The organism is Saccharomonospora sp. CUA-673 (genome assembly GCF_001942305.1).
Lineage (GTDB): Bacteria > Actinomycetota > Actinomycetes > Mycobacteriales > Pseudonocardiaceae > Prauserella.
Window position 1 is genome coordinate 20,290 of record NZ_MKKE01000029.1, and the last position, 23,809, is coordinate 44,098.

A 23,809-nucleotide genomic window follows, 5' to 3' on the forward strand; every position below is an offset into this window, starting at 1 on the left:
GTGATGTTCTTGCTCGTTCTGTGCAGTCGCTTCGTTTGTGGCGGGCGCGGATTGATGCTGAGGAGATGAGGGTTTTGGCCTCGGCTGCGCCGTCGGATGAGGGTGAGATGGCGTGGTTTGCCGAGTCGTTGGTTCCGGAGTATCGGGCTTCTCGGGAGTTTGTTCTCGGGCGCGTGCATACCGCTGTTTCGCTGGTGTCGCGGATGCCTCGACTGCTGTCACTGATGGACGACGGGAAAGTCGAGTATTACGCCGCGTCCCGGGTTGTGGATGTGACCGGTGTGTTGACCGACTCGCAAGCCCGCTTGGTCGACTCACTGTTGGCCGACAAGCTGACCTCGGCGGCCGAAACCATGTGGTTGCCGCACAACCTCGTACGGGCGGCGCGTCGACTGGTCGACAAAGTCGATCCCGCAGGCCGGGTCGAGCGAGCTCGCAAGGCTGATCAGGGTCGGAAGGTGACGCTCGAACACGGCGAGAACTGCCAGTCCCGCCTCGTGACCACCATGCGGTCCGAAGTCGCTGCCGCTTGCTACGCCCGGGTTGACTCCCTGGCTCGGCAGCGCAAGCGGGATGGTCACAAGCGCACCTATGACCAACTGCGTGCGGATGTCGTTGCCGACCTTCTACTGGGCAACGACCCCGGCACGAAGACCCCCGAGGTGGCCGCGGTGGTCTACGTGCACATGCCCATCGACACCGCCCTGTCCATCTCCGAAACCGGGGCCGAGCTCGACGGCTACGGACCCATCCCCGGCGCCATCGGACGCGAGATCGCCACCAACCCCACATCAACCTGGCGCAAGGTGCTCTGCGACCCCGCCACCGGTGATCCGGTTGATCTCGGCCGATCCCGCTACCGACCCAGCGCCACTCTCCGCGAAGCCATGCGGGTGCGCGACCGGGAGTGCGTCATCCCGTGGTGCCACCGGCCGGCCAGGCACTGCGACACCGACCACGAACAGGAATGGGCCCGCGACAACGGCCCCACATCGCTCACCAACCTCACCGCACGCTGCCGCAGACACCACCGCATGAAAAACGCACCCGGCTGGACCACCACACACAACCCCACCCGCGGCACGACAACGGTCACCACACCACTCGGCGCCACCCACACCGGACGCCGGGAACCCGTCCTACCCGCCCGGGCACCCCACGCCGACGACCCGCCACCGTTCTGACGGATCACGCGCTACCCTGGACACAAGGGAACGGGGACCTGGTCGGTTCCAGCGACCAGGTCCCCGTCCGTTCCCGAACTGACTGCCGCTCCCACCACGAAGCGACGAGTCTGAGGTTAGCCTAACCTCAGCTCGCCACGCAAGGGGGCGTCTCGAACGGATTACGTCTCCGTCTTCTCCCCTGCACACGGGGGCGTCTCGACGCGCAAACCGCCCGTCGCCCTCCGCAGCGCCAGCGCACAGACCACCGTCGCGACCATCGCCACCGCCCCGCCGATGTAGAACGGCGACCGGCCCCCGAACGTCGTGGCCATCCAGCCCGTCATGATCCCGCCCAGCGGATTGCCACCCATCAGCATCAGCACGTACAGCCCCATCACACGCCCACGCATCTGCGGCGTCACCGACGTCTGCACCAACGCGTTCGCCGTGTTCAGGAACGTGATCGTCGCCAACCCCAACGGCACCAACGCCAACCCGAACGCCACATACGTCGGCATGAACGCCGTGACGAACTCGAGCACCCCCAACGCCATGGCCGCCCCGAGCAACAACCGCATCGTCGGCTGCCCCCGGCTCCCCCGTCGCGCCGACAACAACGCCCCCGCGAACGTGCCCACCGCCAACAACGTCGACAACAACCCGTAGCCGTCCGCATCCGTGTGGAACACGTTGCCCGCCACCACCGCCAACGACGTGAAGAACGTGATGCCGAAAGTGCTGACGAACAACATCAACAGCATGATCGCCACCAGGTCCGCGCGCCCCCGCACATAGCGCAGCCCCTCCCGCAGCTGCCCCTTCCCGCGCCCCACCGCACGCTCGCGATACAACTCGCCCGGCCGCATCGCCGCCAAACCCGTCAACACCGCCACCGTCGACACCGCATTGCCGACGAACAGCCACCCCTCACCGACCGCCACGATCGTCACACCCGCGATCGCCGGCCCCGCGATGCGCGCCAGGTTGAACACCGACGAATTCAACGCAACCGCGTTGGCCACCTGATCCCTGCCGACGATCTCCGCCACGAACGACTGCCGCGTCGGCACCTCCAACGCCGACAACGTCCCCAACACCACGCACAACACGTAGACGTGCCACAACTCCACCGCACCACCGAGCACCAGCCCGCCCAGCACCGCCGCCTGCACCAAGATGCCCAGCTGGATGACGAACAACAGCTTCCGCTTGTCCACCCGGTCGGCCAGCACACCGGCCCACAGCGACAACAACAACGTCGGCAGGAACTGCAACGCCACCGCGATCCCCAACGCCATCGGATCGTTGCCGCTGAGCGTGAACACCAGCCAGTCCTGCGCCGTGCGCTGCATCCACGTGCCGATGTTCGACACGACCTGGCCGGAGAAGAAGAATCGGTAGTTACGCACCCGCAGGGACGAGAACATGCCCGGACGGCGCTCCCGACCGGATCGGCGCCCGCGACGGGGCGGAGACGGTACAGCGGTAGCCGCCGACGGAGTCGTGGGTTCGCCGTCCGTGGCCCTCACGCCTGGATGTCGCCTCCTGCGGCAGTCGGCCCCAGCTCGCTCAGCTGTTGCCCGCCATGCGTTCGATGATGCCGGCGGCGCGGTCGAGCACCTCGCGTTCCTCGCCACTCAGCTCGTGCAATCGCCGGTCCAGCCACGCCTCACGCACCGAAATGCTCTCGTGCACGTAAGCCAGCCCCGTGTCCGTGATCGACACGATCGCCTGCCTGCCGTCCGTGGGATGCGGCGTCCGCGCGACATACCCCACCGCCTCGAGCGCCGCGATCACCCGCGTCATCGACGGCGGCTGAACACCCTCGTGCGCCGCAAGCTTGCCGGGCGTCATCGCACCGTGCTGATGCAACGTCGACAGCGCCGCCACCTGCGTCAACGACAGATCCGTACTGACCCGCTGGGCCCGCAGTCTGCGGTTGAGCCGCACGACAGAGAGCCGAAGACGACTCGCCAGCGACGACTGCTGCTCGGCCGACCCACCGCGCGGAGCGGCGACGATCGGACCATCCGCGGACCGGGCCATTTGTTTAGTCTAGCTTACGACCCGCAGGACCAGCATCGATCGTGCGCCACGTGACACCCGAAGCGGTGAGACCACCCCGGGTGCCACGCGGCGAACAGCGGTGCGCGTCAGCCCAGCGCCGCCTGGATCGGGCCGATCGCGAAGTAGATGACGAACGCCACCGCCACCACCCACATCAACGGGTGCACCGTGCGCGCCCGACCCGTCGCCGCCGCCAACACGACATAGCTGACGAAACCCGCACCGATGCCGTTGGTGATCGAGTACGTGAACGGCATGACGACCATCGTCAGGAACGCCGGCAACGCCATCGCCAGATCGCCGAAGTCGATGTCGGTGATCTGGCGGATCATCAGCGCACCGACGATCACCAACGCCGGCGCCGCCGCCTCGATCGGCACGATCTCGTACAGCGGCGTGAAGAACATCGCGATCAGGAACAGCACACCCGTGACGATGTTCGCCAGACCCGTGCGCGCACCCTCCGCGATACCCGCCGCCGACTCGACGTACACCGTGTTCGAGCTCGCCGAACCCACACCACCGGCGACCGCACCCACCGAGTCGACGAACAGCGCCCTGCCCGTGTTCGGCAGCGTGCCGTCCTTGCGCTCCAACTTGGCCTGCTTGCCCAGGCCCGTCATCGTGCCGATCGTGTCGAAGAAGTCCGTCAGCACGAGGCTGAACACCAACAGCGCCGCCGTGATCGCCGGCACCTGCAACCACGCGTCGAAACTGACGTTGCCCACCAGCGACAGGTCCGGGAGGCCGAACACGTTGTCCGGCAACGCCGGATAGCCGTAGTTCCAGCCCGTCGGGTTGTCGTCCGACAGCCTGCCCGCACCCGCCACGGTCTCGACGGCCAGCGCCAACAGCGTGCCGAACACGACGCCGACGAGGATGCCGCCCTTGACGCCGCGCGCGACGAGGATCGCCATCACGATCAACGTCACGACGAACACCACCGTCGGCCACGACGCGATCGACCCGTCGATGCCCAACTCCGACAGCACCCCGTCACCCGGGTTGACGAACCCGGCGTCGACGAGGCCGATGAGCGCGATGAACAGGCCGATACCGACCGCGATCGCCGCCTTCAACGGCGGCGGCACGGCCCGGAAGATGATCGTCCGCACCCCCGTGACCACCAGGATCAGGATCACGATGCCGTTGATCACCACGAGGCCCATGGCCGCGCCCCACGTCATCTGCGGGGCAATCGTGTACGCGACGAGGGCGTTGATACCGAGCCCCGCGGCCAGCGCGAACGGGAAGTTCGCCACCAGACCCATGAGGATCGTCAGCACGCCCGCCACGAGCGCCGTGACCGCCGCGACCTGCGGAACGCCGAGGATCGCGCCCGTCGCGTCGGTCTTCGCAGCCGGATCGTCCTCCGAGAAACTGCCGAGGATCAGCGGGTTGAGCACGATGATGTACGCCATCGCGACGAACGTGACGAGACCGCCGCGCATCTCACGGCCGATCGTGGAACCACGCTCGCTGATCTTGAAGAACCGGTCCAACGCTCCGCGGGGCGCGTCCCGGTTCTCCTCAGTGCTCTCCTGAGCCACTTCTACCTACCCATCTTCGCAACCAGCGGTAGCCTGTCCCACGTGGACGAGCCCGGCAACACCCCGCGCGTTACAGGGCGGTTTCGGCCTGTCCCCGCCCTGCCCAAATCGGTCGTCGGACTGTGGGCACCGGTCGCGGTGGGCACGACGGCATGGTGCGCCGCACTGCTCGTCCTGCTCATCGTCGGTACCGACAACACGTGGCTGTGGACGACCCTGGCCGGAGCGGGCCTCGGGGGCGTGGGCTTCGGCATCATTGCATGGCAGACGTCCGCATCCCGCCGAGGCTCACGCGGAGCCCAGCGCAACCTCTGACACCCGGGTCAGGGCGGTCTCAGGCCAGGAGCGTGTCCGGCGTCGGGTCGTCGAGGAGGGCCTCCACGTCGCGGCGGCGGGCCCACGCCCCGGCCGCCCACGCGAACGCGCGCGCGAGCCCCTCGGACGTGTCCGCCGCGTGCACGACGTGATCCGGGTCGCACCACCACGGCACCGGCGTCTCGGTGTCGCCCGCGGTGACGACCAGCTGCTCGTGGACGACGACCCCGCCGTCCGGCAGCGGCAGACCCAGCAGTGCGGCGACCTCGACGAGCGCGGGCAGGTCGGTCCACTCGGCGAACTCGCCGTCGGAATCGACGGTCGCCCCCGCCACCGACGTCGCGAGCGGCAGGTCGAGCACGTCCGCCAACGCCGCGGGGTCGGCAGGGGCATCTTCGTCGGAGTTGCCGCCGAGGGCGACGAGCCGGCCGGCCGGTAGCACGCCGAGCAGCCACGGGCCGTCGAGCACGGCCGCGTCGTCGGCGTCGGCGACCGTCCCGTCCAGCGCGCGCACCCGCTCGGGCGGGTCGAACGCCGAGCCGTGGGCGGTCGCTTCGGCCAGCACGCCGTGGGCGCGCAGCGTCACCGGCAGCGGCACATCGCGGGCCGGGTCGGCGAGCCGGTCGCACACGTCCGCCGCGTCGTCGGCGTCGGTGACGTCGGCGGCGGTCAGCTCGGTCCGCACGCCGACGGCGACCAGCACGCTCGGCGATATGTCGACATCCGGGACGGGGTCGAAGAGGCCCTCCAGGCCGCGCGCGCCGGGCATGCGCCAATCCCGCGGCGCGCGTCCGGCCAGCACGGCGTAGCGGGCCAGCCACCACGGCGTGTGCCCGCCGGGCAGCGTCAACGCGCGCCACGTCTCCGGCCGCCCGGCCAGCAGCCGCAGGGCCGCCGGCCACGCGTCGTCGGCGACCAGGTCGAGATCACGCACCGCCAGCACCGACGTGGGTTGGGTCTCTTCCCACCACGACTGCTCGTCGGGCAGGTCGTGGTCGGCGTCGGTGGGTTCGTCGTCGGTGACGAGGGCGAACGTGCCCACCACGCCGAGCGCCTCGAGCGCCGGCCCGCCGTGGCCGGCCGCGAACTCCGCGTCGAGGACGTCGAGCGGGCCGTCCGCTCCCAGTGCCTCGGGGTCGAACACGTCGAGCAGCGGCGCGTCGGGCAGGACCAGTTCGTCGGCGCGGCGCGGACCGGACCGGCCGGGCAGGGCCAGCGCACCCAGTCCGGCCGGGTCACCGCCCGCCGCGGCGAGCCGCAGAACCACCTCGACGAGCGGACGGACGTCCACCCCGGACTCGGCGTCGTCGACGCTGCGCTCGACGGCCTCGCGCATGGCGGGCGCGTCCAGCAGCTCCGCGGCGCCCGCGCGCACGGCGCCGAGCCGTGTCAGCAGCGGATGCGCCGCGTCGGGGTGCACGACGTGCAGGCCCACCACACCGGCGTCGACGAGCTCGTCGGCCTCGCCGAGGGTGTCGGCGTCGACGAGCAGCACGCCCCGCGGGCCGGGCACGGTGCGCCCGTCGACGAGCGGAACGGGCAGGGCGCCGAGTTCGGCCGTGTCGACGCGGTGGGACTCGACGCCGTCCAGCAGCGCGTCGTACACCCGCGTCCACCAGGTCGGATCGCGGTCGACGCCGGTCAGCACGTCGACGATCTCGGCGATGTCCATCGCCGCGGCGCCGACGGATTCGAGGGTGCGTGCGGCGTCGGGGCCGGAGTCGGCGGCGAGGCCGGGCACGACGTCGGCCAGCAGCGCGACGAGCGCCGGGGCCTCGACGGTCAGCACCCGGCACCGCCGGCCCGACAGTTCGGCACCGCCCGCGGCGGGCACCCAGTCCTGTTCGGACAGTGCGTCGACGACGAGCTCGCGCAGCTCAGCATCCACATCGGACAGTGGGAACCCGGCGGCGGGCACCACCGTCGTCCGATACTCCCGGGCGACGGTGCGCACGAGACCCGGGTACGCCCGCGCGGCAGCGGCCAGCGCCTCGCGCGTGCCCGCGCCCGCGAGCACGCGCCGCCGGGACGGTTCGACCGGCACGGCCGCGAGCAGCCGTGCGGGCAACGACAACCGTTCGTCCGTGGGGGTCGGGGTGTGCAGCACGTCCTCGGCCCGTGGCCGCGGGACCCCGTCGGCGTCGACGGGCACGGCCCACGTCGTCGCACCGTCGCGATGCACCGACCAGCGCGTCGTATCGTCCGGTGTGGACAGTTCGACCACGGAGCCGGCGTCGCGCCGCTCCCAGCGCCGCCCTTCGACGTCCACGCTCTCCAATGCCGGCAACGCCAGCAGCAGATCGGCGACCTCGGCGGTGATCGTGGCCAGCACCTCTCCGGCGTCGACCTCCAACGGCAGCCGCACCTCGGTGTCGAACCCGTCGGGCACCGGCGGTTCGCCCGCCTCGAGTTCCCAGGGCAGCCGCAGCACGGGCACGTCGTCGGCGCCCGCCGCGGCGCGGGTGCGCTCCTCGGAGAACGCCACGCCGCCGGTGCGGGACACGACGCGAGGGCCGACGGTGACGGCCAGCACCGCGGCGAAACCGACGCCGAACCGGCCGACGGTGCCCTCGGGTTTGGCCGACGCGCGCAACGAGGCCAACGCCGCGACGCCGGGCTCGTCGAGCGGACGTCCGGTGTTGGCGACGCGCAGTTCGCCGTCGACGATCCGCACCCGCACGCGGCCTGCCACGCCGGCGAGCGCGGCGGCGTCGGCGGCGTTCTGGGCGAGCTCGACGAACAACCGATCGCGGTAGCCGCCGACCCGCAGATCGCGTTCGGCGTTGGTGTCCTCGGTCAGCCGGGTCGGCGAATCCCGCCAGGCACGCAGCACCGCCTCCCGCAGGGCGGCGGTCTCGAACGCCCGGTCAGGCAGACCGCTCACCCACCCGCGGGCTCGGTGTCGAGCAGCGAGTCGTCGTAGACGAGTTCCGAGACCGGGAACGACGACGTGACCTCGACCTCCACCTCGGAGTGCGCGCCGCAGCCGTACTCGGCGTGCACGACGTGCCCGTCGGCGGGGGCGTACTCGTTGCCGCACACGCCGAACGCCGCGCGCAGCGAGCCGCCGAGCTGGACGTAGAAGCCGCACGTGCCGCAGGCGGCGGGGGCGCTGCGCGCCATGTCGGCCCGCGGGCCGAACTCGCCGCCCTTCCACCGCCGCGCGGACTCCTCACGGCCCTCGCGGGACAGCACGCGCAGCCGGCCGAGCCCGAGCTCGTGGGCGGTGTCGGTGGCCTCGGGGTCGTCGACGTCGAGGTAGGCGGGCACGAGCCGCGGGTCGCCGGGCTCCGGCGGGAACAGGTCGCCGACGCCGAGGTCGCCGGGCCGCACGCGGCGTTCCCACGGCACCCAGCTGGGCGCGACGAGCGCCTCGGGGCCGGGCCGCAGCACGACCTCGCTGACCGTGACCGGCGAGTCGGGCTCGGGGGACGCGATCGTCACCGACCAGCGCCAACCCCGATATCCCGCCACGAGGCGTCGAAGAGATGGGTGACCGCCGAGGCGTCCTCGTGCTCGACGCCGACGTGCGCACCGACGTGCTGTTCGCCCGCGTCGAGAACGGCGGCCTCTCGCGCGGGCTCCACCGCGTCGACCAGCTTCTGCCGGTTGGCACCTTCGTCGAGGGTGACTGGCAACGTCATAGGTACCCATTGTGCCGCACCGCCCGTCCCGCGATAGGGCCAGGCCGCGCGGCCGGTCGCAGACGCGTGCGCCGCGGATGTGCCAGGCTCACACCCGTGAAGCGCGCATGGACACTGCTCACCGTCTTCCCGGCCGCCGCGGCGCTGCTCGCGGCCTGCGGCGCCGGCACCCTCGACCAGGGGGAAGGTTCCGACTCCGACTCCGCTTCCGCGGTCGAACAGCTCCGCGTGCAGGTCGAGCAGGAGCTCCCGCACGACGTGACGGCGTTCACCCAGGGTCTCGAGTTCCTCGGCGACACCCTGTACGAGGGCACGGGCCTCAACGGCGAGTCGCGCATCACGGCCGGCCCTGCCGGTGCCGAGCCCGAGGTGCGCAAGGACCTGCCGGACGAGCTGTTCGGCGAGGGCATCACGGTCACCGAGTCACGGGTGTGGCAGCTCACGTGGACCAGCGGCATCGCCATCGAACGCGACCCCGACACGCTCGAGGAGCGGCGGCGCGTGTCCTACGACGGCGAGGGCTGGGGCCTGTGCGACCAGGGCGGCGACCGGGACGAGCGGCTCGTGATGAGCAACGGCTCGGCGACGCTGACGTTCCGCGACCCCGAGACGTTCGATGTGACCGGCTCGGTCGAGGTCACCGAGGACGGCGAGCCGCTCGACCAGCTCAACGAGCTCGAATGCGTCGGCGGCGTCGACGGCGACGTGTACGCCAACCTCTGGCACTCCGACGGCATCGTGCGGATCGACCCCGACAGCGGCCACGTCACGGCCAGGATCGACGCCTCCGGGCTGCTCACCGACGCCGAGGCCGCCGACGCCGACGTGCTCAACGGCATCGCCGCCTACCCCGATTCGGATCAGTTTTTGATCACCGGCAAGTTGTGGCCGAAGATGTTCCGGGTCACGTTCGTCCCGGCCTGAGGACGGACGTCACCCGAACGCGGCGGCGGCGAGTACGGCAGGATTGCGCACATGGGGAACAAGCGGGGCAAGCGCAGGTGGACACCCGAACCGGGTGCAGCCACACCGCCCGCGGACCGCACCCGGAAACAGGAGCCCCCGCCGCCCCCGCAAGCGCCCCAGCAGCCCGCTCAGCCTCCCCGCACACCCCCGCGCCAGCCTCCGTGGCAAGGACCGCCGCAACAAGGTCCGCCGCAGCAGGGTCCGCCGCAGCAGGGTCCGCCCGACCCGCCTCCGGTGACGGCCGACAACGCGCCGACCGGTGCCGTGCCGCAGCCCCCGCGCGGCGCCCGCCAGTACCCGCCCCGCCCGTGGGACCACGGCCCGGGGCAGCAGCCGAACCAGCGGCAGCGGCCCGATCACGGCGATTTCGGCGACTACTACGACACCGGCGGCTACCCGCCCGATCCGGCCAGGGCCGAACGCCCGACGGAACCGCAGCCGGAACCGGAGGGACAGGCCCGCGCCGAGCACGGCTTCGAGGGCACCCCGAAGGCCCCGCGCAAGCTGACCGTCACCCGCGTCGCCGCGTGGCGCGGCAAGGAGTTGTCGGGCAAGGCCGTCGGCGCGTTCCAACGCGCGACCAAGGCCGACGGGGCCGACAAGTCCGGACTGACGTCGCTGACGTACGCGGTGATGCTCAACTACGCCAGCGACGCGGCGATGGCCGTGGCGCTGGCCAACACGTTGTTCTTCGCCGCGACCAGCGGCGAGAGCCGCGGCAACGTCGCGCTGTACCTGCTGATCACCATCGCGCCGTTCGCACTCGTGGCCCCGGTGATCGGGCCCGCGTTGGACCGCATCCAACGCGGCCGCAGACTCGCGATGGCGGTGGCCTCGGCGGGTCAGCTGCTCATGTGCGTGCTGATGGCGCTGAACTTCGACAACTGGATCCTCTACCCGGCGGCGCTGGGCAAGATGGTGCTGTCCAAGTCGTTCATGGTCCTCAAGGCGGCCGTGACGCCACGGGTGCTGCCACCCGAGATCACGCTGTCGAAGACCAACGCGCGGCTCACCGTGTTCGGCCTCATCGCGGGCGGCGCGTTCGGCGCGGTCGCCGCCGGATTCAACTCGCTGTTCGGTTCCGCGGCGGCGCTGTGGTTCACCGCGATCATCTGCGGCGTCGGCGCCTACCAGGCGATGCGCATCCCGTCGTGGGTCGAGGTGACCGAGGGCGAGGTTCCCGCGTCGCTGACCGACCAGTCATCGGCGCCACAGGGCAGACCCGCCAAGCCCAAACGCACGCCGATGAGTCATCACACGACCATCGCGTTGTGGGGCAACGGCACGATCCGGGTGCTCACCGGGTTCCTGATGATGTTCGCGGCGTTCGCCGTGAAGGAACAGACCGAGGCCGGCGCCTACAGCCCGTTCATGCAGCTCGTGATGCTCGGCGTGATCGGCGGGGCGGCCGGTGCGGGCGGGTTCCTCGGCAACGCCATCGGCTCGCGGATGCAGTTCGGCAAACCGGACCAGGTGATCCTCGTCTGCGTGGCCTCGGCGTTGGCGTCGACGATCCTGGCCGCGCTGATCGCCGGTCTGGCGACGGCCGCGGTCGTCGGCCTGGTCGGCGCGACCGCGAGCGCACTGGCGAAGAACTCCCTGGACGCCGTCATCCAGCAGGACATGCCGGAGGAGTCGCGGGCCTCGGCGTTCGGCCGGTCGGAGACCGTGCTGCAGCTGGCCTGGGTGTCCGGCGGCGCCGTCGGGCTGCTGCTGCCGCCGACGTACTGGATCGGCTTCCTCACCGTCTCGGGAATGCTGGCGGTGGGCCTGGCCCAGACGTGGCTGGTGCGCGGTGGCAAGACGATGCTGCCCACGGTCGGCAAGGGCAAGATGGGCGGCACCCGCGGCAGGTCGGGCAAAACGGGCGGCCCCTCGGGCGGCGCGGGGACCAGCAACAAGGCCGGCTCTGCCGGCCCCGCGGCCGCCAGGTCGCCGCACGAGTCGTAATCTGAGACCTATGCGACGAGCTGTAGGAGTTGTCCTGGCGGGCGCCGCGTTGGCCTTGACCGGATGTTCGGAGCACCAGCCGGAGGTCACGTTCTACGCCGACGGCCAGAGCACGGCCGCCGCACCGATGGTCTACTGCGACGAGATCGTGTCCGACTGCCAGGACCAGGGTCCGCCGATCGACCTCGACGTGCGCCCCGGCCAGCCGGTGCAGATCTCGTTGCCGTCCGAGGCGGTCGACACCCCGTGGGTGATCATCGTCCAGTACTTCAACCCCGAGACCGGTGAGGAAACGCTCGAGCAGGAGGCGTTCACCGACGGCCAGCGTTACGCCTACACGGCGACGCCGCCCACCGACCAGGACCGCGTCGCCGTCGTCGAGATCCAGCAGATCGGCGCCGCCTACGCCGCCGACCAGGAGGGCACGCCGCTCGCCGACGAGGACGGCCAGCCGCAGCTCGTCGCCCGCGCCGTCTGGTCGCTGCAGAACTCGCAGAACTGACTTGCAGGCCGTGACCGACCTTGACGACGCGCTGGCCGTGGCCGCGCGACACGGGCTGCAGCTCGACCCCGCCACCGCACGTGTCGAGGAAGCCGGTCTGGACTACCGCGTCGTGCTGGCCGACGACAGCGCCCACACCCGGTGGGTCCTGCGCCTGCCGCGCCGGGACGACGTCTCCGAGGGCATCGACGAGGAGGCGCGGATCCTCGACGTCGTCGCGCCGCACCTGGCCGCCCGGGGCGTCGCCGTGCCCGACTGGCGCATCCGGTCCCGCGATCTCATCGCCTACCCGGCACTGCCCGGCGAGCCCGGACTGACGATCGACGCCGGCGAGCCGGAATGGCACATGGACCCCGCAGACCCCGGCTATGCCGACCGGCTCGGCAGGCTGCTCGCCACCGTGCACACGATCCCCACGGCCGACGCGACCGCGGGCGGGATGCCGGCCCGTACGCCCGACCAGGTCCGCCAGGCGTGGTCCGACGACATCGCCGCGGTGCTCGGCGCGTTTCCCGTCGCCGCCGCCCTGTCCGACTCGTGGCGGACGTGGCTCGACGACGACACCTGCTGGCCCGACCGCACCGTTCCGACCCACGGCGAGATCTACCCCGCGCATCTGCTGTTCGCCGAGGACGGCGCCATCACCGGGGTGCTCGACTGGACCACCGCGCGCGTCGACGACCCGGCACGCGACCTGGCCGCCCAGTACGGGGCCGCGGGCGAGGACATGCTGCAGCGGACGCTGGAGGCCTACGCCGACGCGGGCGGGCAGGTGCACGCGGGCCTGGCCGCGCAGGCGCGCCACCTGTGGGACGCCTCGCCGATCGGCTATGCCCTGTACGCGCTCACCACCGGCGAACAGCAGCACCTCGACGAGGCCGCCGCCATGCTGAACCCGACGGACTGACGGACCCGACACCTCGAACCCGGCAACGACGACGAACCCCGCACCGAGCGGGTGCCGGGGTTCGTCGTGTCCGGGTCTCTTACAGGCCTGCGCTCGTCAGGGATCCGCGCTGGTCAGGGATCGAGGTCGCGGGCGACGGCGCGCATAACCTCGGCGATGCGCTTGACCTTCTTGCGGTCCGGGTAGCGGCCCCTGCGCAGTTCGGGCTGCACGTTGCTCTCCAACAACTTGATCATGTCGTCGACGAGGCCGTGCAGCTCCTCGGCGGGTCGCCGGCGTGCCTCGGCGACCGACGGCGGCGGGTCGAGCAGACGCACCGACAGCGCCTGCGGACCCCGGCGGCCGTCGGCGACACCGAACTCCAGTCGCTGGCCGGATTTGAGGGACTCCACGCCCTCCGGCAACGCGGCCTTCCGAATGAAGACGTCCGCGCCACCGTCCTGGGTGACGAACCCGAACCCCTTGTCCGCGTCGTACCACTTGACCTTGCCGGTCGGCACTACCCTCACCGTTCCTTCGCTGCTCTGACAGCGGCCGGGGCTGCCCTGCCCCCGCCGCATGACGAACGCGCCCCAGGTCTGCGTACCCAGGACGCGCGTGCCGTCCAGCTTATCTCGCCACACACGGTGCATACCAGGACAGTGCAGCCTCTACGATGGCGTACATGGAGACCGCCACCCCGAACACGCCGAAGACCGACCACGGCAAGCCGCTGCTGATGCGACTGGGCGTCGGCCTTTTCGCGATCGGCATGGTCGCCGTGCTCGCCGTGTTCATCCTGTTCGCCGCGGGGATGGACGAACTGCCCGTGTGGCTGTCGGTCGCCGCCGTGGTCATCACGCCGTTGGGCCTCGCGTTGGGCCTGTACGCCCTGGTCCGCGAGCACCGCGGCAAGTAGACCGCCCGGCCCCGTTCGCCCGGCCCTGTTCAGCCGATCCAGCCTCGGAGCCAGTCCGCGAACTCGGTCAGCGAGTCCAGCACGATCTCGGCCCCGGCCTCGACGAGCTCCTCGCGCGAGCACGGTCCGCTGACGACGCCGACCGCCACGGCGCCCGCGGCCTGTGCGCCGCGCATGTCCCCGATGTGATCGCCGACATAGATCGACGCCCGGTGCTCGGTCAGCGCGGCCGCCTTGCCGGTGGACCACAGATCGCCCACGAGCGTGTCGACGGGCAGGTCGAGCGCCTTGACGTGCAGATCGGCGTTGGGGCCGTACTTGCCGGTGACGACGAGCGTGGTCGCACCCAGCTCGTGCACCACGTCCAGGGCCTCCCGCGCGCCCGGCAGCGCCACGGTCTGCGGGATGACGGTCTCCGGGTAGCTCGCGCGGAACTGGGTGATCAGGTCGGGAATACGGTCCTCGGGCGCCCCGAACCCACGAAGCGTGTGGTCGAGCGGCGGGCCGAGGTGCTCGGCGAAGTGCGCCCCGTCGAGCGGCAGATCGTTGTCCGCACCGAGTCGGTCCATCGCCGCGGCCATCCCGGGCCGCGGATCGATCAACGTCATGTCCAGGTCGAATCCCACGCAGGTCAGCACTCCCACCACGGTAATCCCCTCACGCCGCGAACGGCCCGAGGGCTCGGGGCCGGGCTTGCTCGGGGACGCGGTGCGGTCAGGCCGTCGACGGGCGTTTCAGACCCAGGAGCCCCTCGGCGGTCTCGCGCATCTCGACCTTGCGGACCTTGCCGGTGACCGTCATGGGGAACTCGTCGACGACGTGCACGTACCGCGGCACCTTGTAGTGGGCGAGCTTGCCGGAGCAGAACTCGCGCAACGCCTCCGCGGTCAGCGGCTCGGCGCCCTCACGCATCCGCACCCACGCCATCAGCTCCTCGCCGTACCGGTCGTCCGGCACACCGATCACCTGCGCGTCCAGGATGTCCGGATGCGTGTAGAGGAACTCCTCGATCTCCCGCGGGTAGATGTTCTCGCCGCCGCGGATCACCATGTCCTTGATGCGGCCCGTGATGTTGACGTAGCCCTCGTCGTCCATCACGCCGAGGTCGCCGGTGTGCATCCACCGCGCGGCGTCGATGGCCTCGGCGGTCTTGTCCGGTTCCTCCCAGTAACCCAGCATCACCGAGTACCCGCGGGTGCACAGCTCGCCCGGCTCACCGCGCGGCACGGTACGGCCCGTGGCCGGGTCGACGATCTTCACCTCCAGGTGCGGGCCCACCCTGCCCACAGTGGACACCCGGCGTTCGATCGAGTCGTCGGCCCGCGTCTGCGTCGACACCGGCGACGTCTCGGTCATGCCGTAGCAGATCGACACCTCCGTCATGCCCATCCGCTCGATCACCTGCTTCATCACCTCGACCGGACACGGAGATCCCGCCATGATCCCGGTGCGCAGGGTCGACAGGTCGTAGGAGTCGAACTCCGGCTCGGCCAGCTCGGCGATGAACATCGTCGGCACGCCGTACAGCGAGGTACACCGCTCGGCCTGGACCGCGTCGAGTGTCGACTTCGGGTCGAAGCCCGGCGCCGGGATGACCATGCATGCACCGTGCGTGGTGGCGGCCAGATTTCCCATCACCATGCCGAAGCAGTGGTAGAACGGCACCGGGATGCAGATCCGGTCGGCCTCGGTGTAATTGCACAGTTCGCCGACGGAGAAGCCGTTGTTGAGAATGTTGTGATGCGAGAGCGTCGCACCCTTCGGGAATCCCGTCGTGCCCGAGGTGTACTGGATGTTGATCGGGTCGTCGGCGCTCAGCTCGGCCGCCGCGGCGGCGAGCGCCGCCGCATCGGCCGGCGTCGCCGCCAGCTCCGTCCACTCGGCACCGCCGATGAACACGACGTCGGTCAGCGCCGAACAGCGCGGCCGGACCTCGGCGATCATCGCCGCGTAGTCGGAGGTCTTGAAACTCTCGGCCGACACGAGCAGGCGGATGCCCGCCTGGTTCAGCACGTACTCCAGCTCGTGCGACCGGTACGCCGGGTTGATGTTCACGAGGATGGCGCCGAGCTTCGCCGTCGCGTACTGCGTCAGCGTCCACTCCGGACAGTTCGGCGACCAGATGCCGACGCGGTCGCCCTTGCCGACGCCCTTGGCGAGCAGGCCCGACGCGAGCGCGTCGACGTCGGCCTGGAACTCCCGATACGTCCACCGGCGTCCGGACGGCAGGTCGACCAGCGCGTCGCGCTCGCCGTGCGCCGCGACGGTGCGGTCGAGGTTCGCCCCGATGGTGTCGCCGAGCAGCGGGACGTCGGACGTTCCGGATGCGTAGCTGGGAACTGCGGGCGAAGGCATGGTCACCCTCCTCGGGGCGTCGTCGTCGACGGGTCCGCCGGCCAGTCTAGGGACCCTGGCGGCCCGGGACCATGGCTCACTAGGGTGCCGACATGCGCCTGTACGTGGTCGACTCGTTCACCGACACCCCGTTCCGCGGCAATCCCGCCGCGGTCGTCCTGCTCGACGAGCCCGCCGACGAGACGTGGATGCAGTCGGTCGCCGCGGAGATGAAGCACGCCGAGACCGCCTTCGTGGTCACCACGCGGGAGCCGAAACCGCTGCGCTGGTTCACCCCGACGACCGAGGTGCCGCTGTGCGGGCACGCGACCCTCGCGACCGCGCACGTGCTCGGCGGGGAGCAGACGTTCACGACCGCGTCCGGGTCGCTGCAGTGCACGCCGTCCGAGGGCGGTATCGACATGCGGCTGCCCGTCGACCCGCCGACGCAGGTCGTGGACCCCGGCGATGTCGACATCTCGACCGCGCTGCCCGCGCTGCCGGTGGCGGAGCTGCGGCGCAGCGGCGGCGGGTTCCTGCTGGTCGTCACCGACGACCCGGCCACCGTGCGCACCTGCGAGCCGAACCTCGACGCCCTCGCCGCCCTGCCCGACGACTCGGTGATCGTCACCGCCGCCGGGGAGGCCGGCGGCGCGGTGGATTTCGTCAGCCGGATGTTCGCGCCGGCGATCGGTATCCCGGAGGACCCGGTGACGGGCGCGGCGCACTGCGTGCTCGCGCCGTACTGGTCGGAACGGCTGGGCCGCGGCGACCTCACCGGCTACCAGGCGTCGGCGCGCGGCGGCACCGTCCGCACGCGTCTCGACGGCGAGCACGTCGTGCTCACCGGCACCGCGGTCACCGTCGTCGAGGGCGAACTGCGGGCCTAGTTTCGAGCCGGTTCGTCCCCACCCCGACGTCCGGCCTTCCGACGAACGTCGGGGTGTTCGGCAGTGTTCACGTGCGCGTGGTGTGCCCGCCATCCGGACCTGCCTACGGTTCGCAGCGACCGGCACGACCGCCGAACCGGGGAGCCCGCCGATGCGACGTCTCGTCACCACACTCGTCACCGCCGTCCTCGCCGCGGGGCTCACGCCCGCCGCGCACGCCGGCCCACCGCCGGTGGAACTCCGCGTCGCCTCGTACAACATCCACGCGGGCATCGGCGCCGACGACGTCTTCGACGTCGACCGCACGGCGGCCGCGATCGCCGAGACCGGCGCGGATGTCGTGGCGTTGCAGGAGGTCGACAAGCACTGGGGCGAGCGCAGCGAGTACCGCTCGGTGATCGACGAACTCGCCGATCGACTCGACATGCACGCCCGGTTCGCCCCGATCTACTCGCACGAACCGGACGAGTCGGACCAGCCGCGGCGCGAGTACGGCACGGCCGTGCTGTCGCGGTTCCCGATCGCCGAGTTCACCAACCACGACCTCACCCGAATGTCCACACAGGACGGTGAGGAGGCGGAACCGGAGCCGATGCCCGGGTTCGCCGAGGTCGTCGTGCGGGCCCGCGGCGCGCTCGTGCACGTCTACTCGACGCACCTGGACTACCGCGGCGATCCCACCGTCCGCGAGATCCAGGTCGAGGAGACGCTCGACATCCTCGACGACGCAGGCCCCTCACGGGTGCTGCTGGGCGATTTCAACGCCGAACCCGCCGACCCCGAGTTGGCTCCGTTGTGGACAGGCCTGACCGATGCGTTCGGGGCGGCCGGCGAGGGCGACGGTGGGACGTACCCCGTCGACGTGCCCGAGAAGCGCATCGACTACGCCGCCGTGTCGGACACCATCGACGTCCGCCACGCGTACGTCCCCGACTCGGAACTGGCAACCACAGCCTCGGACCACCGCCCGGTGGTCGCCGACCTCACCGTCCCCCGCCGCTGAATGCTCCCGAGGGCCCTTTGGTCGCTCGGATCAAGCACTGCCGCGCGGAGCGCGTCCGTTTGGGTGGCGGTGGGAGACGGGTGGGAGCGACTAATGTTCCCCTCGCGGTCCGCTGCAGCGGTTCAGCGGACGGGCACGATCTCCCGGCCGAGCGGCACGAGCGCCACGGGGACGAGCTTGAAGTTGGCGATCCCGAGCGGGATGCCGATGATCGTGATGCACAGCAGGGCGCCGGTGACGAGGTGTCCGAGGGCGAGCCAGAAACCGGCGACGATCACCCACAGGATGTTGCCGATCAGCGAGGGCACGCCCGCGTCCCGGCGGTCGACCAACGTGCGGCCGAACGGCCACAGCGCGTACCCCGCGAGGCGGAACGAGGCGAGCCCGAACGGGATCGTCACGATCAGGATGCAGCACACGATTCCGGCGATCAGGTAGCCCAGCGCGAGCCAGAAGCCGGCGAGGACGAACCAGATCACGTTCAGCAGTAGCGTCACAAGACCAAGTCTCCCCACCCGACCCGCAACCCGCCATGAACCCCGAATGAGGACCCTTTCATCCCGCGGCCGAGTCGTGGTGCTCCCGAGGGCCCTTTGGTCGCGTTGAACGCGACCATGGGGCCTCGGGAGCTTTGAACGGGTCAGTCTTCGGGGGTGTAGGGGAGGCGGACGACCAGGCAGGGGCCGCCTGCGAAGAGGCCGGCGTCGATGCCGAGGACGCGGCCGCCCGCGTAGAGGTAGGGCTGTTCGATGTCGACGGGGTGGATGCCCAGCTGGTCGGCGATGACGCTGTGGCCGTGCACGATGCTCTCGCCGCCGAGCGTGTCGAGCAGTTCGGCGGCGGCCTCCTCGCCGTGCGGCCCGCGGAACGCGTACCGGGTCGTCATCCGCCGCCACACGTCCCACCAGCGGGCCAGGTCGTCTCCGGCCAGCACGTCGTGCACCGTCTCGTTGATCTTCTCGATCGACGATCCCCACTCGAGGTACTCGAGGGTGTCGGAGTGCATCAGCAGGTGGTCGTCGACGTGCGCGAGCAGCGGCCGGGTGCTGAGCCATTCGACGACCTCGTCGCTGAGCCCGTCGATGTCGCCCTGCTGCCCGCCGTTGATCTCCCAGCTGCGCGCGAAGCTGCGCGGGCCGAAGTCGGAGGGCACGTCGGTGTCGCCGAAGTGGTGCACCCCGAGCAGCAGGATCTCGTGATTGCCCAGCAGCGTCTCGACGTGGCCGCCCGCGTCGGCGGCCTGGCGTTGCAGTTCGCGCACCAACGTGATGGCGCCGATGCCGTCGGGCCCGCGGTCGACGAAATCGCCGAGGAACCACAGCGACGACGTGCCGCCGGACCAGTTGTCGGCGTCGTCGACGAGACCGTGTTCGCGCAGCTCGTCGACCAGGTCGTCCCGGTGCCCGTGCACATCACCGACAACGAAGGTGGATTCGGACATCACCCTTCGACTTTACGCTCCCGCCCCTGCAGCCGTGGACGGTCAGGCCGAACCGAACGGATCGGCCGTGCGACCCACCAGGTCGGCGATGGAGTCGACGGTCAGGGTCGGCTTGAACGGGTAGCGGTCGGCCGAATCACGGGTCGAGATGCCGGAGAGCACCAGCACCGTCTTCAGCCCGGCCTCGATGCCGGAGTGCACGTCGGTGTCCATCCGGTCGCCGATCATGATCGTGTTCTCCGAGTGCGCGCCGAGCGAGCGCAGCGCCGAGCGCATCATCAACGGGTTCGGCTTGCCCACGTAGTACGGCGACTTGCCGGTGGCGCGTTCGATGAGCGCGGCGATCGACCCGGTCGCCGGCAGCAGCCCCTCCCGGCTCGGGCCGGTCGGGTCCGGGTTGGTGGCGATGAACCGCGCGCCGCCCTCGATCAGGCGGATCGCGCGCGTGATGGCCGTGAAGCTGTAGGTGCGCGTCTCGCCGAGCACGACGTAGTCGGGGTCGGTCTCGGTGAGGATGTAGCCGGCCTCGTGCAGCGCCGTGGTCAGGCCCGCCTCGCCGATGACGAACGCCGACCCGCCCGGACGCTGGTCCTGCAGGAATTTCGCCGTGGCCAGCGCCGAGGTCCAGATCGCCGCCTCCGGCACGTCCAGACCGGTGTGCAGCAGCCGGGCCCGCAGGTCACGCGGGGTGTAGATCGAGTTGTTGGTCAGCACGAGGAAATCGGCCCCGGACGAGCGGAGCTCGGCGAGGAACTCGTCGGCGCCCGGCACGAGATGCTGCTCGTGCACCAGCACGCCGTCCATGTCGGTGAGGTACGTCCAGGGCGCGTTGGAGTCCGAAGTCATGCGCCTACCTTAGGTCTCCGCGGCGGGTGGCGGTGAGTCCGCGACCGGATGGATCGTGACCGCGGCGGCCTTGACCTCCAGCCGGACCGCCGTGCCCGGTTCGAGACCCAGTTCGGCGACGGAGGCGGGCGTCAGGTCGGCCGCCACGCCCGCCATCGCCCCGGTGCCACCCTCGGCGCGCAGCCGCACGACCGCCCCGTGGGGTTCGAGCGCGCCGACGCGCACGTCGACGACGTTGCGGGGACTGCCGGTGTGCGGCGTGCCGGCCGGATGCACCGCGACGGCGCCCGGCGAGAACACGGCGACGGCGGGCCGCCCCACCTCGCAGTCGGTCGCCGGCACCCCGGCCACCACCGTCCCGTCCGGTGTGCGCAGCCCGCCCGCCTCGGCGGTGCCGGCGACGAGGTTCAGACCGGCGATCCGCGCGGTGAACGCCGTCCGCGGCGCCGACAGGACCTCCTTCACCGGGCCCCGTTCGACGATGCGGCCCGCCGACAGGACGACGACGTCGTCGGCCAGCGCGAGCGCGTCGAGCGGATCGTGCGTCACCAGCACCGCCGACCGCGCACCACCGTCGGGACCGGCTCGCGGACCGTCTTCGGGCCCGGCGGTGCGGAGCACCCGCCGCAGCAGGCCGCGGATCGCGGGCGCGGAGTCGACGTCGAGCGCCGACAGCGGCTCGTCGAGCAACAGCAACCGCGGCCGCCCCGCCAGCACGGGCGATCGCGACCCGCTGCGCCTGGCCGCCGGACAGCTGCGCGGGACGGCGGTCCTCGAACTCGGCCGCGTCCACCTCCCTCAACCACTCGCGCGCGTGCGCGTGCGCGCGTGCGCGAGTAAGGGAGGTATCCCCCTGTGCCCGCCCCTGTGCCCGAGGCCCGAACGCGACGTTCTCCAGCACCGACAGGTGCGGGAACAGCAGCGGGTCCTGGGCGAGCAGGCCGACCCCGCGGTCGTGGGCGGGCACGTGCGTCGTCGGCACCCGGTTGAGCGTCCGGCCCCGCAGCGTGATCGCCCCGCGGTCGGGTGCGATCAGCCCGGCCAGGCAGCCCAGCAACGTCGACTTGCCGGAACCGTTCGGTCCGAGAACGGCCAGCACCCTGCCGTCGGGCACGGCGAAAGCCACGTCGAGCGCGAACCGGCCGCGGTTCACGGCGACGTCGACGTCGAGCCCGCCCGATCCGGCAGGCGGTTGCGGTGTCGGTCCGGTCGTCTGTTCGGTCATCGGTCGAACGCCTTCGGCCGGGCCACCGCGATCACGAGCACGGCGACGACGATCAACAGCAACGACAGCGCGACGGCGCTGTCGATGTCGGCCTCGGACTGGGCGTACACCTCCAGCGGCAGCGTCCGCGTGACGCCTTCCAGGCTGCCGGCGAACGTGATCGTCGCGCCGAACTCGCCGAGCGCGCGGGCGAAGCTCAGCACCGCGCCCGAGCCGAGCGCGGGCAGCAGCAACGGCACGGTGACGCGCCGGAACACGGTCCACGGGCGGGCGCCGAGGGTCGCGGCCACGAGCTCGTAGCGCTGACCGCCCGAGCGCAGCGCGCCCTCGAGGCTGACGACGAGGAACGGCATCGCGACGAACGTCTGCGCGATCACCACGGCCGTCGTCGTGAACGACACCCGCACCCCGGCGACGACATCCAGCAGGTAGCCGAGGAATCCGTTGCGTCCCAACAGGAACAGCAGCGCGAGTCCACCCACGACCGGCGGCAGCACCAGCGGTAGCAGCACCACGGCGCGCACGAGCCGCACCCCGCGGGTGCGCGCCCGCGCGAGCACGACGGCCAGCGGCACGCCCAGCACCACGCACAACACGGTCGAGACACAGGCGGTCAGCAACGACAGGCGCAGCGCGTTGAGCGCCGCGTCCGACGTCAGGAGTTCGGGCAGCCGGGCGTAGTCCGTGCGTGCGAGCAGTCCGACCACGGGAAGCACGACGAGCGCCAGCGCCAGACCCGCCGGGATCCACAGCACCCACGGCAACGCGGGATTGCCCGCCCGACCACGCAGGCCCGCCCGACCACGTGGCCGGGCCGCGACGTCACGGCGTGCCAAAACCGGCCTTCTCCAGCGCGGCGCGGCCCTGCTCGCCGAGCACCAGGTCGCGGAACTCGGTCGCCAGCTCGGGTTCGTCGGCGTAGGCCGAGACCGCGATCGGGTAGCGGTTCACCGCCTCGTCGGCCCCGGGGATCGGGACCTCCTCGACCGCGTCGCCCGCCGAACGCACGTCGGTGGCGTACACGAGGCCCGCGTCGGCCTCGCCGGTGACGACCTTGGCCAGCACGTCCTTGACGTCCTGTTCCTCGCTGGCCGGGCTCAACGACGTCCCGGACGCACGCGCGAGCGTCTCGGTCGCGTTGCCGCACGGCACCTGCGGCTGGCACACGACGAGCGTGACGTCGGGGCCCGCGAGGTCGGCGAAGCCGTCGATGTCCCGCGGGTTGCCGGCCGGTACGGCGATCGTGAGCCGATTCGTGGCGAACGTGCGGGCCGGGCCGTCCATGTCGTCGGCGACGTCGGCCATCGTGTCGGCATCGGCCGAGGCGAACACGTCGGCGGGGGCGCCCTCGGCGATCTGCCGGGCCAGCGCCGAGGAACCCGCGAGGTTGAGGCGCACGTCGACGTCCGGGTGCTCGCGTTCGAAGGTGTCCTTCAGCTCGCCGAACGACTCGGTCAGCGAGGCCGCGGCGAACACGTTCAGCGTCGTCCGGTCGGTCCCGCCCGGCGAGCACCCGCCCACGGCCATCAGGATCAGCGCGGCACCGGCCGCCGCTCCGCGCCGGGCCCACCGCTTCATCCCGAGGCTGTTCATCTGGAAGCTGCTGGTCATCGAGTGGCTCCGGGGGTCTCGACGATCACCTGCGTCGCCTTGACGACGGCCACGGCGAGCGCACCCGGCCGCAGGCCCAGTTCCTCGACCGCCTCGGTGCTCATCAGCGACACCACGCGGTGGGGGCCGCACTGCACCTCGACCTGCGCCATCACCGTGTCGGCCACGACGTTCGTCACGAGCCCGACGAAGCGGTTGCGCGCCGACCTACCCACCGCGGTCGGATCAGCCGACTCGGCGGTGCGTTCCTGCTGGGACGAGGCCACCGCCTGTCTGCGCGCGAACGCGGCGAGCTCGGCACCGTCGACGACCTTGCGGCCCGCCGAGTCCTCCCCCGAGTTCAACTGGCCGGAACGGACCCAGCGGCGGATCGTGTCGTCACTGACGCCCATCAACCGGGCGGCCTCCGAGAACCGAAACTGCGGCATGAATCGCACGCTAACTCCGCATCTGCGAAAAGACCAGATTGCGCTGCCGATTCGTTGCCGTCGTGA

22 protein-coding genes and 2 pseudogenes are annotated in these 23,809 nt (G+C 71.2%); 9 read left to right on the plus strand and 15 right to left on the minus strand.

Going from position 1 to position 23,809, the window contains the following annotated elements:
• Nucleotides 1-20 precede the first annotated feature (20 nt).
• The gene (locus BJF85_RS14235; protein WP_255375635.1) at nt 21-1,184 is read left to right on the plus strand and encodes an HNH endonuclease signature motif containing protein; all 1,164 of its coding nucleotides are present in this window, start codon (nt 21-23) and stop codon (nt 1,182-1,184) included.
• Between the two features lie 161 nt (nt 1,185-1,345).
• On the opposite strand, the gene BJF85_RS14240 is transcribed toward BJF85_RS14235, so the two are convergent.
• The 3 genes from BJF85_RS14240 to BJF85_RS14250 all read right to left on the minus strand — a co-directional run bounded on the left by BJF85_RS14240 (nt 1,346) and on the right by BJF85_RS14250 (nt 4,783).
• Entirely contained in the window at nt 1,346-2,593 is a 1,248-nt protein-coding gene (locus BJF85_RS14240) for an MFS transporter (protein ID WP_075848081.1), read from the minus strand.
• A 142-nt stretch (nt 2,594-2,735) separates the two neighbouring features.
• Complete coding sequence (locus BJF85_RS14245; RefSeq protein WP_075848083.1) at nt 2,736-3,212, minus strand: MarR family winged helix-turn-helix transcriptional regulator; 477 nt, start codon at nt 3,210-3,212, stop codon at nt 2,736-2,738.
• 107 nt (nt 3,213-3,319) lie between these two features.
• A complete protein-coding gene (locus BJF85_RS14250; protein ID WP_075848085.1) occupies nt 3,320-4,783 on the minus strand; it encodes an NCS2 family permease in 1,464 nt (487 codons plus the stop codon).
• A 42-nt stretch (nt 4,784-4,825) separates the two neighbouring features.
• On the opposite strand from BJF85_RS14250, the gene BJF85_RS14255 reads away from it, so the two are divergent.
• Nucleotides 4,826-5,098 (plus strand): DUF2530 domain-containing protein, encoded by a 273-nt coding sequence (locus BJF85_RS14255; RefSeq protein ID WP_083666376.1) that lies wholly within the window; start codon nt 4,826-4,828, stop codon nt 5,096-5,098.
• A gap of 19 nt (nt 5,099-5,117) precedes the next feature.
• Here BJF85_RS14255 and BJF85_RS14260 read toward each other — a convergent pair whose 3' ends face one another.
• The gene (locus BJF85_RS14260; protein WP_075848087.1) at nt 5,118-7,982 is read right to left on the minus strand and encodes a sacsin N-terminal ATP-binding-like domain-containing protein; all 2,865 of its coding nucleotides are present in this window, start codon (nt 7,980-7,982) and stop codon (nt 5,118-5,120) included.
• A pseudogene (locus BJF85_RS14265) lies at nt 7,979-8,742 on the minus strand (DUF3027 domain-containing protein). The gene BJF85_RS14260 and the pseudogene BJF85_RS14265 overlap by 4 nt, the downstream one beginning before the upstream one ends.
• A 96-nt stretch (nt 8,743-8,838) precedes the next feature.
• On the opposite strand from BJF85_RS14265, the gene BJF85_RS14270 reads away from it, so the two are divergent.
• From BJF85_RS14270 to BJF85_RS14285, 4 genes are read left to right on the plus strand one after another with little or no spacing between them, the layout of a single operon-like run.
• On the plus strand, nt 8,839-9,666 hold the full coding sequence (locus BJF85_RS14270; RefSeq protein WP_075848089.1) for a glutaminyl-peptide cyclotransferase: 828 nt from the start codon (nt 8,839-8,841) through the stop codon (nt 9,664-9,666).
• A gap of 51 nt (nt 9,667-9,717) precedes the next feature.
• On the plus strand, nt 9,718-11,658 hold the full coding sequence (locus tag BJF85_RS14275; RefSeq protein ID WP_083666378.1) for an MFS transporter: 1,941 nt from the start codon (nt 9,718-9,720) through the stop codon (nt 11,656-11,658).
• Nucleotides 11,659-11,668: 10 nt separating this feature from the next.
• The gene (locus BJF85_RS14280) at nt 11,669-12,160 is read left to right on the plus strand and encodes a DUF2771 family protein (RefSeq protein ID WP_075848091.1); all 492 of its coding nucleotides are present in this window, start codon (nt 11,669-11,671) and stop codon (nt 12,158-12,160) included.
• Nucleotides 12,161-12,170: 10 nt separating this feature from the next.
• Nucleotides 12,171-13,067: a macrolide 2'-phosphotransferase gene (locus BJF85_RS14285; protein WP_075848128.1), complete on the plus strand. Its 897-nt coding sequence runs from the start codon at nt 12,171-12,173 to the stop codon at nt 13,065-13,067.
• A gap of 113 nt (nt 13,068-13,180) precedes the next feature.
• On the opposite strand, the gene BJF85_RS14290 is transcribed toward BJF85_RS14285, so the two are convergent.
• Nucleotides 13,181-13,567 carry a cold-shock protein gene (locus BJF85_RS14290; protein ID WP_075848093.1) on the minus strand — a complete coding sequence of 129 codons (387 nt, stop codon included), beginning with the start codon at nt 13,565-13,567 and terminating at the stop codon, nt 13,181-13,183.
• Nucleotides 13,568-13,722: 155 nt separating this feature from the next.
• Between BJF85_RS14290 and BJF85_RS14295 the strand changes: the two genes are divergently transcribed.
• Nucleotides 13,723-13,965: a hypothetical protein gene (locus BJF85_RS14295; protein ID WP_075848094.1), complete on the plus strand. Its 243-nt coding sequence runs from the start codon at nt 13,723-13,725 to the stop codon at nt 13,963-13,965.
• Nucleotides 13,966-13,994: 29 nt separating this feature from the next.
• Here the strand turns inward: BJF85_RS14295 and BJF85_RS14300 are convergent, their stop codons facing one another.
• Both BJF85_RS14300 and BJF85_RS14305 read right to left on the minus strand, forming a co-directional pair.
• Complete coding sequence (locus BJF85_RS14300) at nt 13,995-14,603, minus strand: HAD family hydrolase (RefSeq protein WP_075848096.1); 609 nt, start codon at nt 14,601-14,603, stop codon at nt 13,995-13,997.
• A 76-nt stretch (nt 14,604-14,679) separates the two neighbouring features.
• Nucleotides 14,680-16,320 carry an AMP-binding protein gene (locus BJF85_RS14305; protein WP_075848130.1) on the minus strand — a complete coding sequence of 547 codons (1,641 nt, stop codon included), beginning with the start codon at nt 16,318-16,320 and terminating at the stop codon, nt 14,680-14,682.
• Nucleotides 16,321-16,412: 92 nt separating this feature from the next.
• Between BJF85_RS14305 and BJF85_RS14310 the strand changes: the two genes are divergently transcribed.
• The gene (locus BJF85_RS14310) at nt 16,413-17,189 is read left to right on the plus strand and encodes a PhzF family phenazine biosynthesis protein (RefSeq protein WP_075848098.1); all 777 of its coding nucleotides are present in this window, start codon (nt 16,413-16,415) and stop codon (nt 17,187-17,189) included.
• Nucleotides 17,190-17,340: 151 nt separating this feature from the next.
• A complete protein-coding gene (locus BJF85_RS14315; protein WP_075848132.1) occupies nt 17,341-18,192 on the plus strand; it encodes an endonuclease/exonuclease/phosphatase family protein in 852 nt (283 codons plus the stop codon).
• Between the two features lie 122 nt (nt 18,193-18,314).
• Here BJF85_RS14315 and BJF85_RS14320 read toward each other — a convergent pair whose 3' ends face one another.
• The 7 genes and pseudogenes from BJF85_RS14320 to BJF85_RS14350 form a co-directional block, all read right to left on the minus strand.
• Nucleotides 18,315-18,689, minus strand: coding sequence for a YccF domain-containing protein (locus tag BJF85_RS14320; RefSeq protein WP_075848100.1), 375 nt, complete (start codon nt 18,687-18,689; stop codon nt 18,315-18,317).
• A gap of 143 nt (nt 18,690-18,832) precedes the next feature.
• Nucleotides 18,833-19,633 (minus strand): metallophosphoesterase family protein, encoded by an 801-nt coding sequence (locus tag BJF85_RS14325; protein WP_075848102.1) that lies wholly within the window; start codon nt 19,631-19,633, stop codon nt 18,833-18,835.
• A 42-nt stretch (nt 19,634-19,675) separates the two neighbouring features.
• Entirely contained in the window at nt 19,676-20,479 is an 804-nt protein-coding gene (locus BJF85_RS14330) for an HAD-IIA family hydrolase (RefSeq protein WP_075848104.1), read from the minus strand.
• Between the two features lie 9 nt (nt 20,480-20,488).
• Nucleotides 20,489-21,704 (minus strand): annotated as a pseudogene (locus BJF85_RS14335) (sulfate/molybdate ABC transporter ATP-binding protein).
• Complete coding sequence (locus BJF85_RS14340) at nt 21,701-22,468, minus strand: ABC transporter permease (RefSeq protein WP_075848106.1); 768 nt, start codon at nt 22,466-22,468, stop codon at nt 21,701-21,703. The pseudogene BJF85_RS14335 and the gene BJF85_RS14340 overlap by 4 nt, the downstream one beginning before the upstream one ends.
• Nucleotides 22,469-22,526: 58 nt before the next feature.
• Nucleotides 22,527-23,315, minus strand: coding sequence for a molybdate ABC transporter substrate-binding protein (gene modA, locus BJF85_RS14345; RefSeq protein WP_369822175.1), 789 nt, complete (start codon nt 23,313-23,315; stop codon nt 22,527-22,529).
• Entirely contained in the window at nt 23,312-23,743 is a 432-nt protein-coding gene (locus BJF85_RS14350) for a molybdopterin-binding protein (protein WP_075848136.1), read from the minus strand. The genes modA and BJF85_RS14350 overlap by 4 nt, the downstream gene beginning before the upstream one ends.
• Between the last annotated feature and the right edge of the window lie 66 nt (nt 23,744-23,809).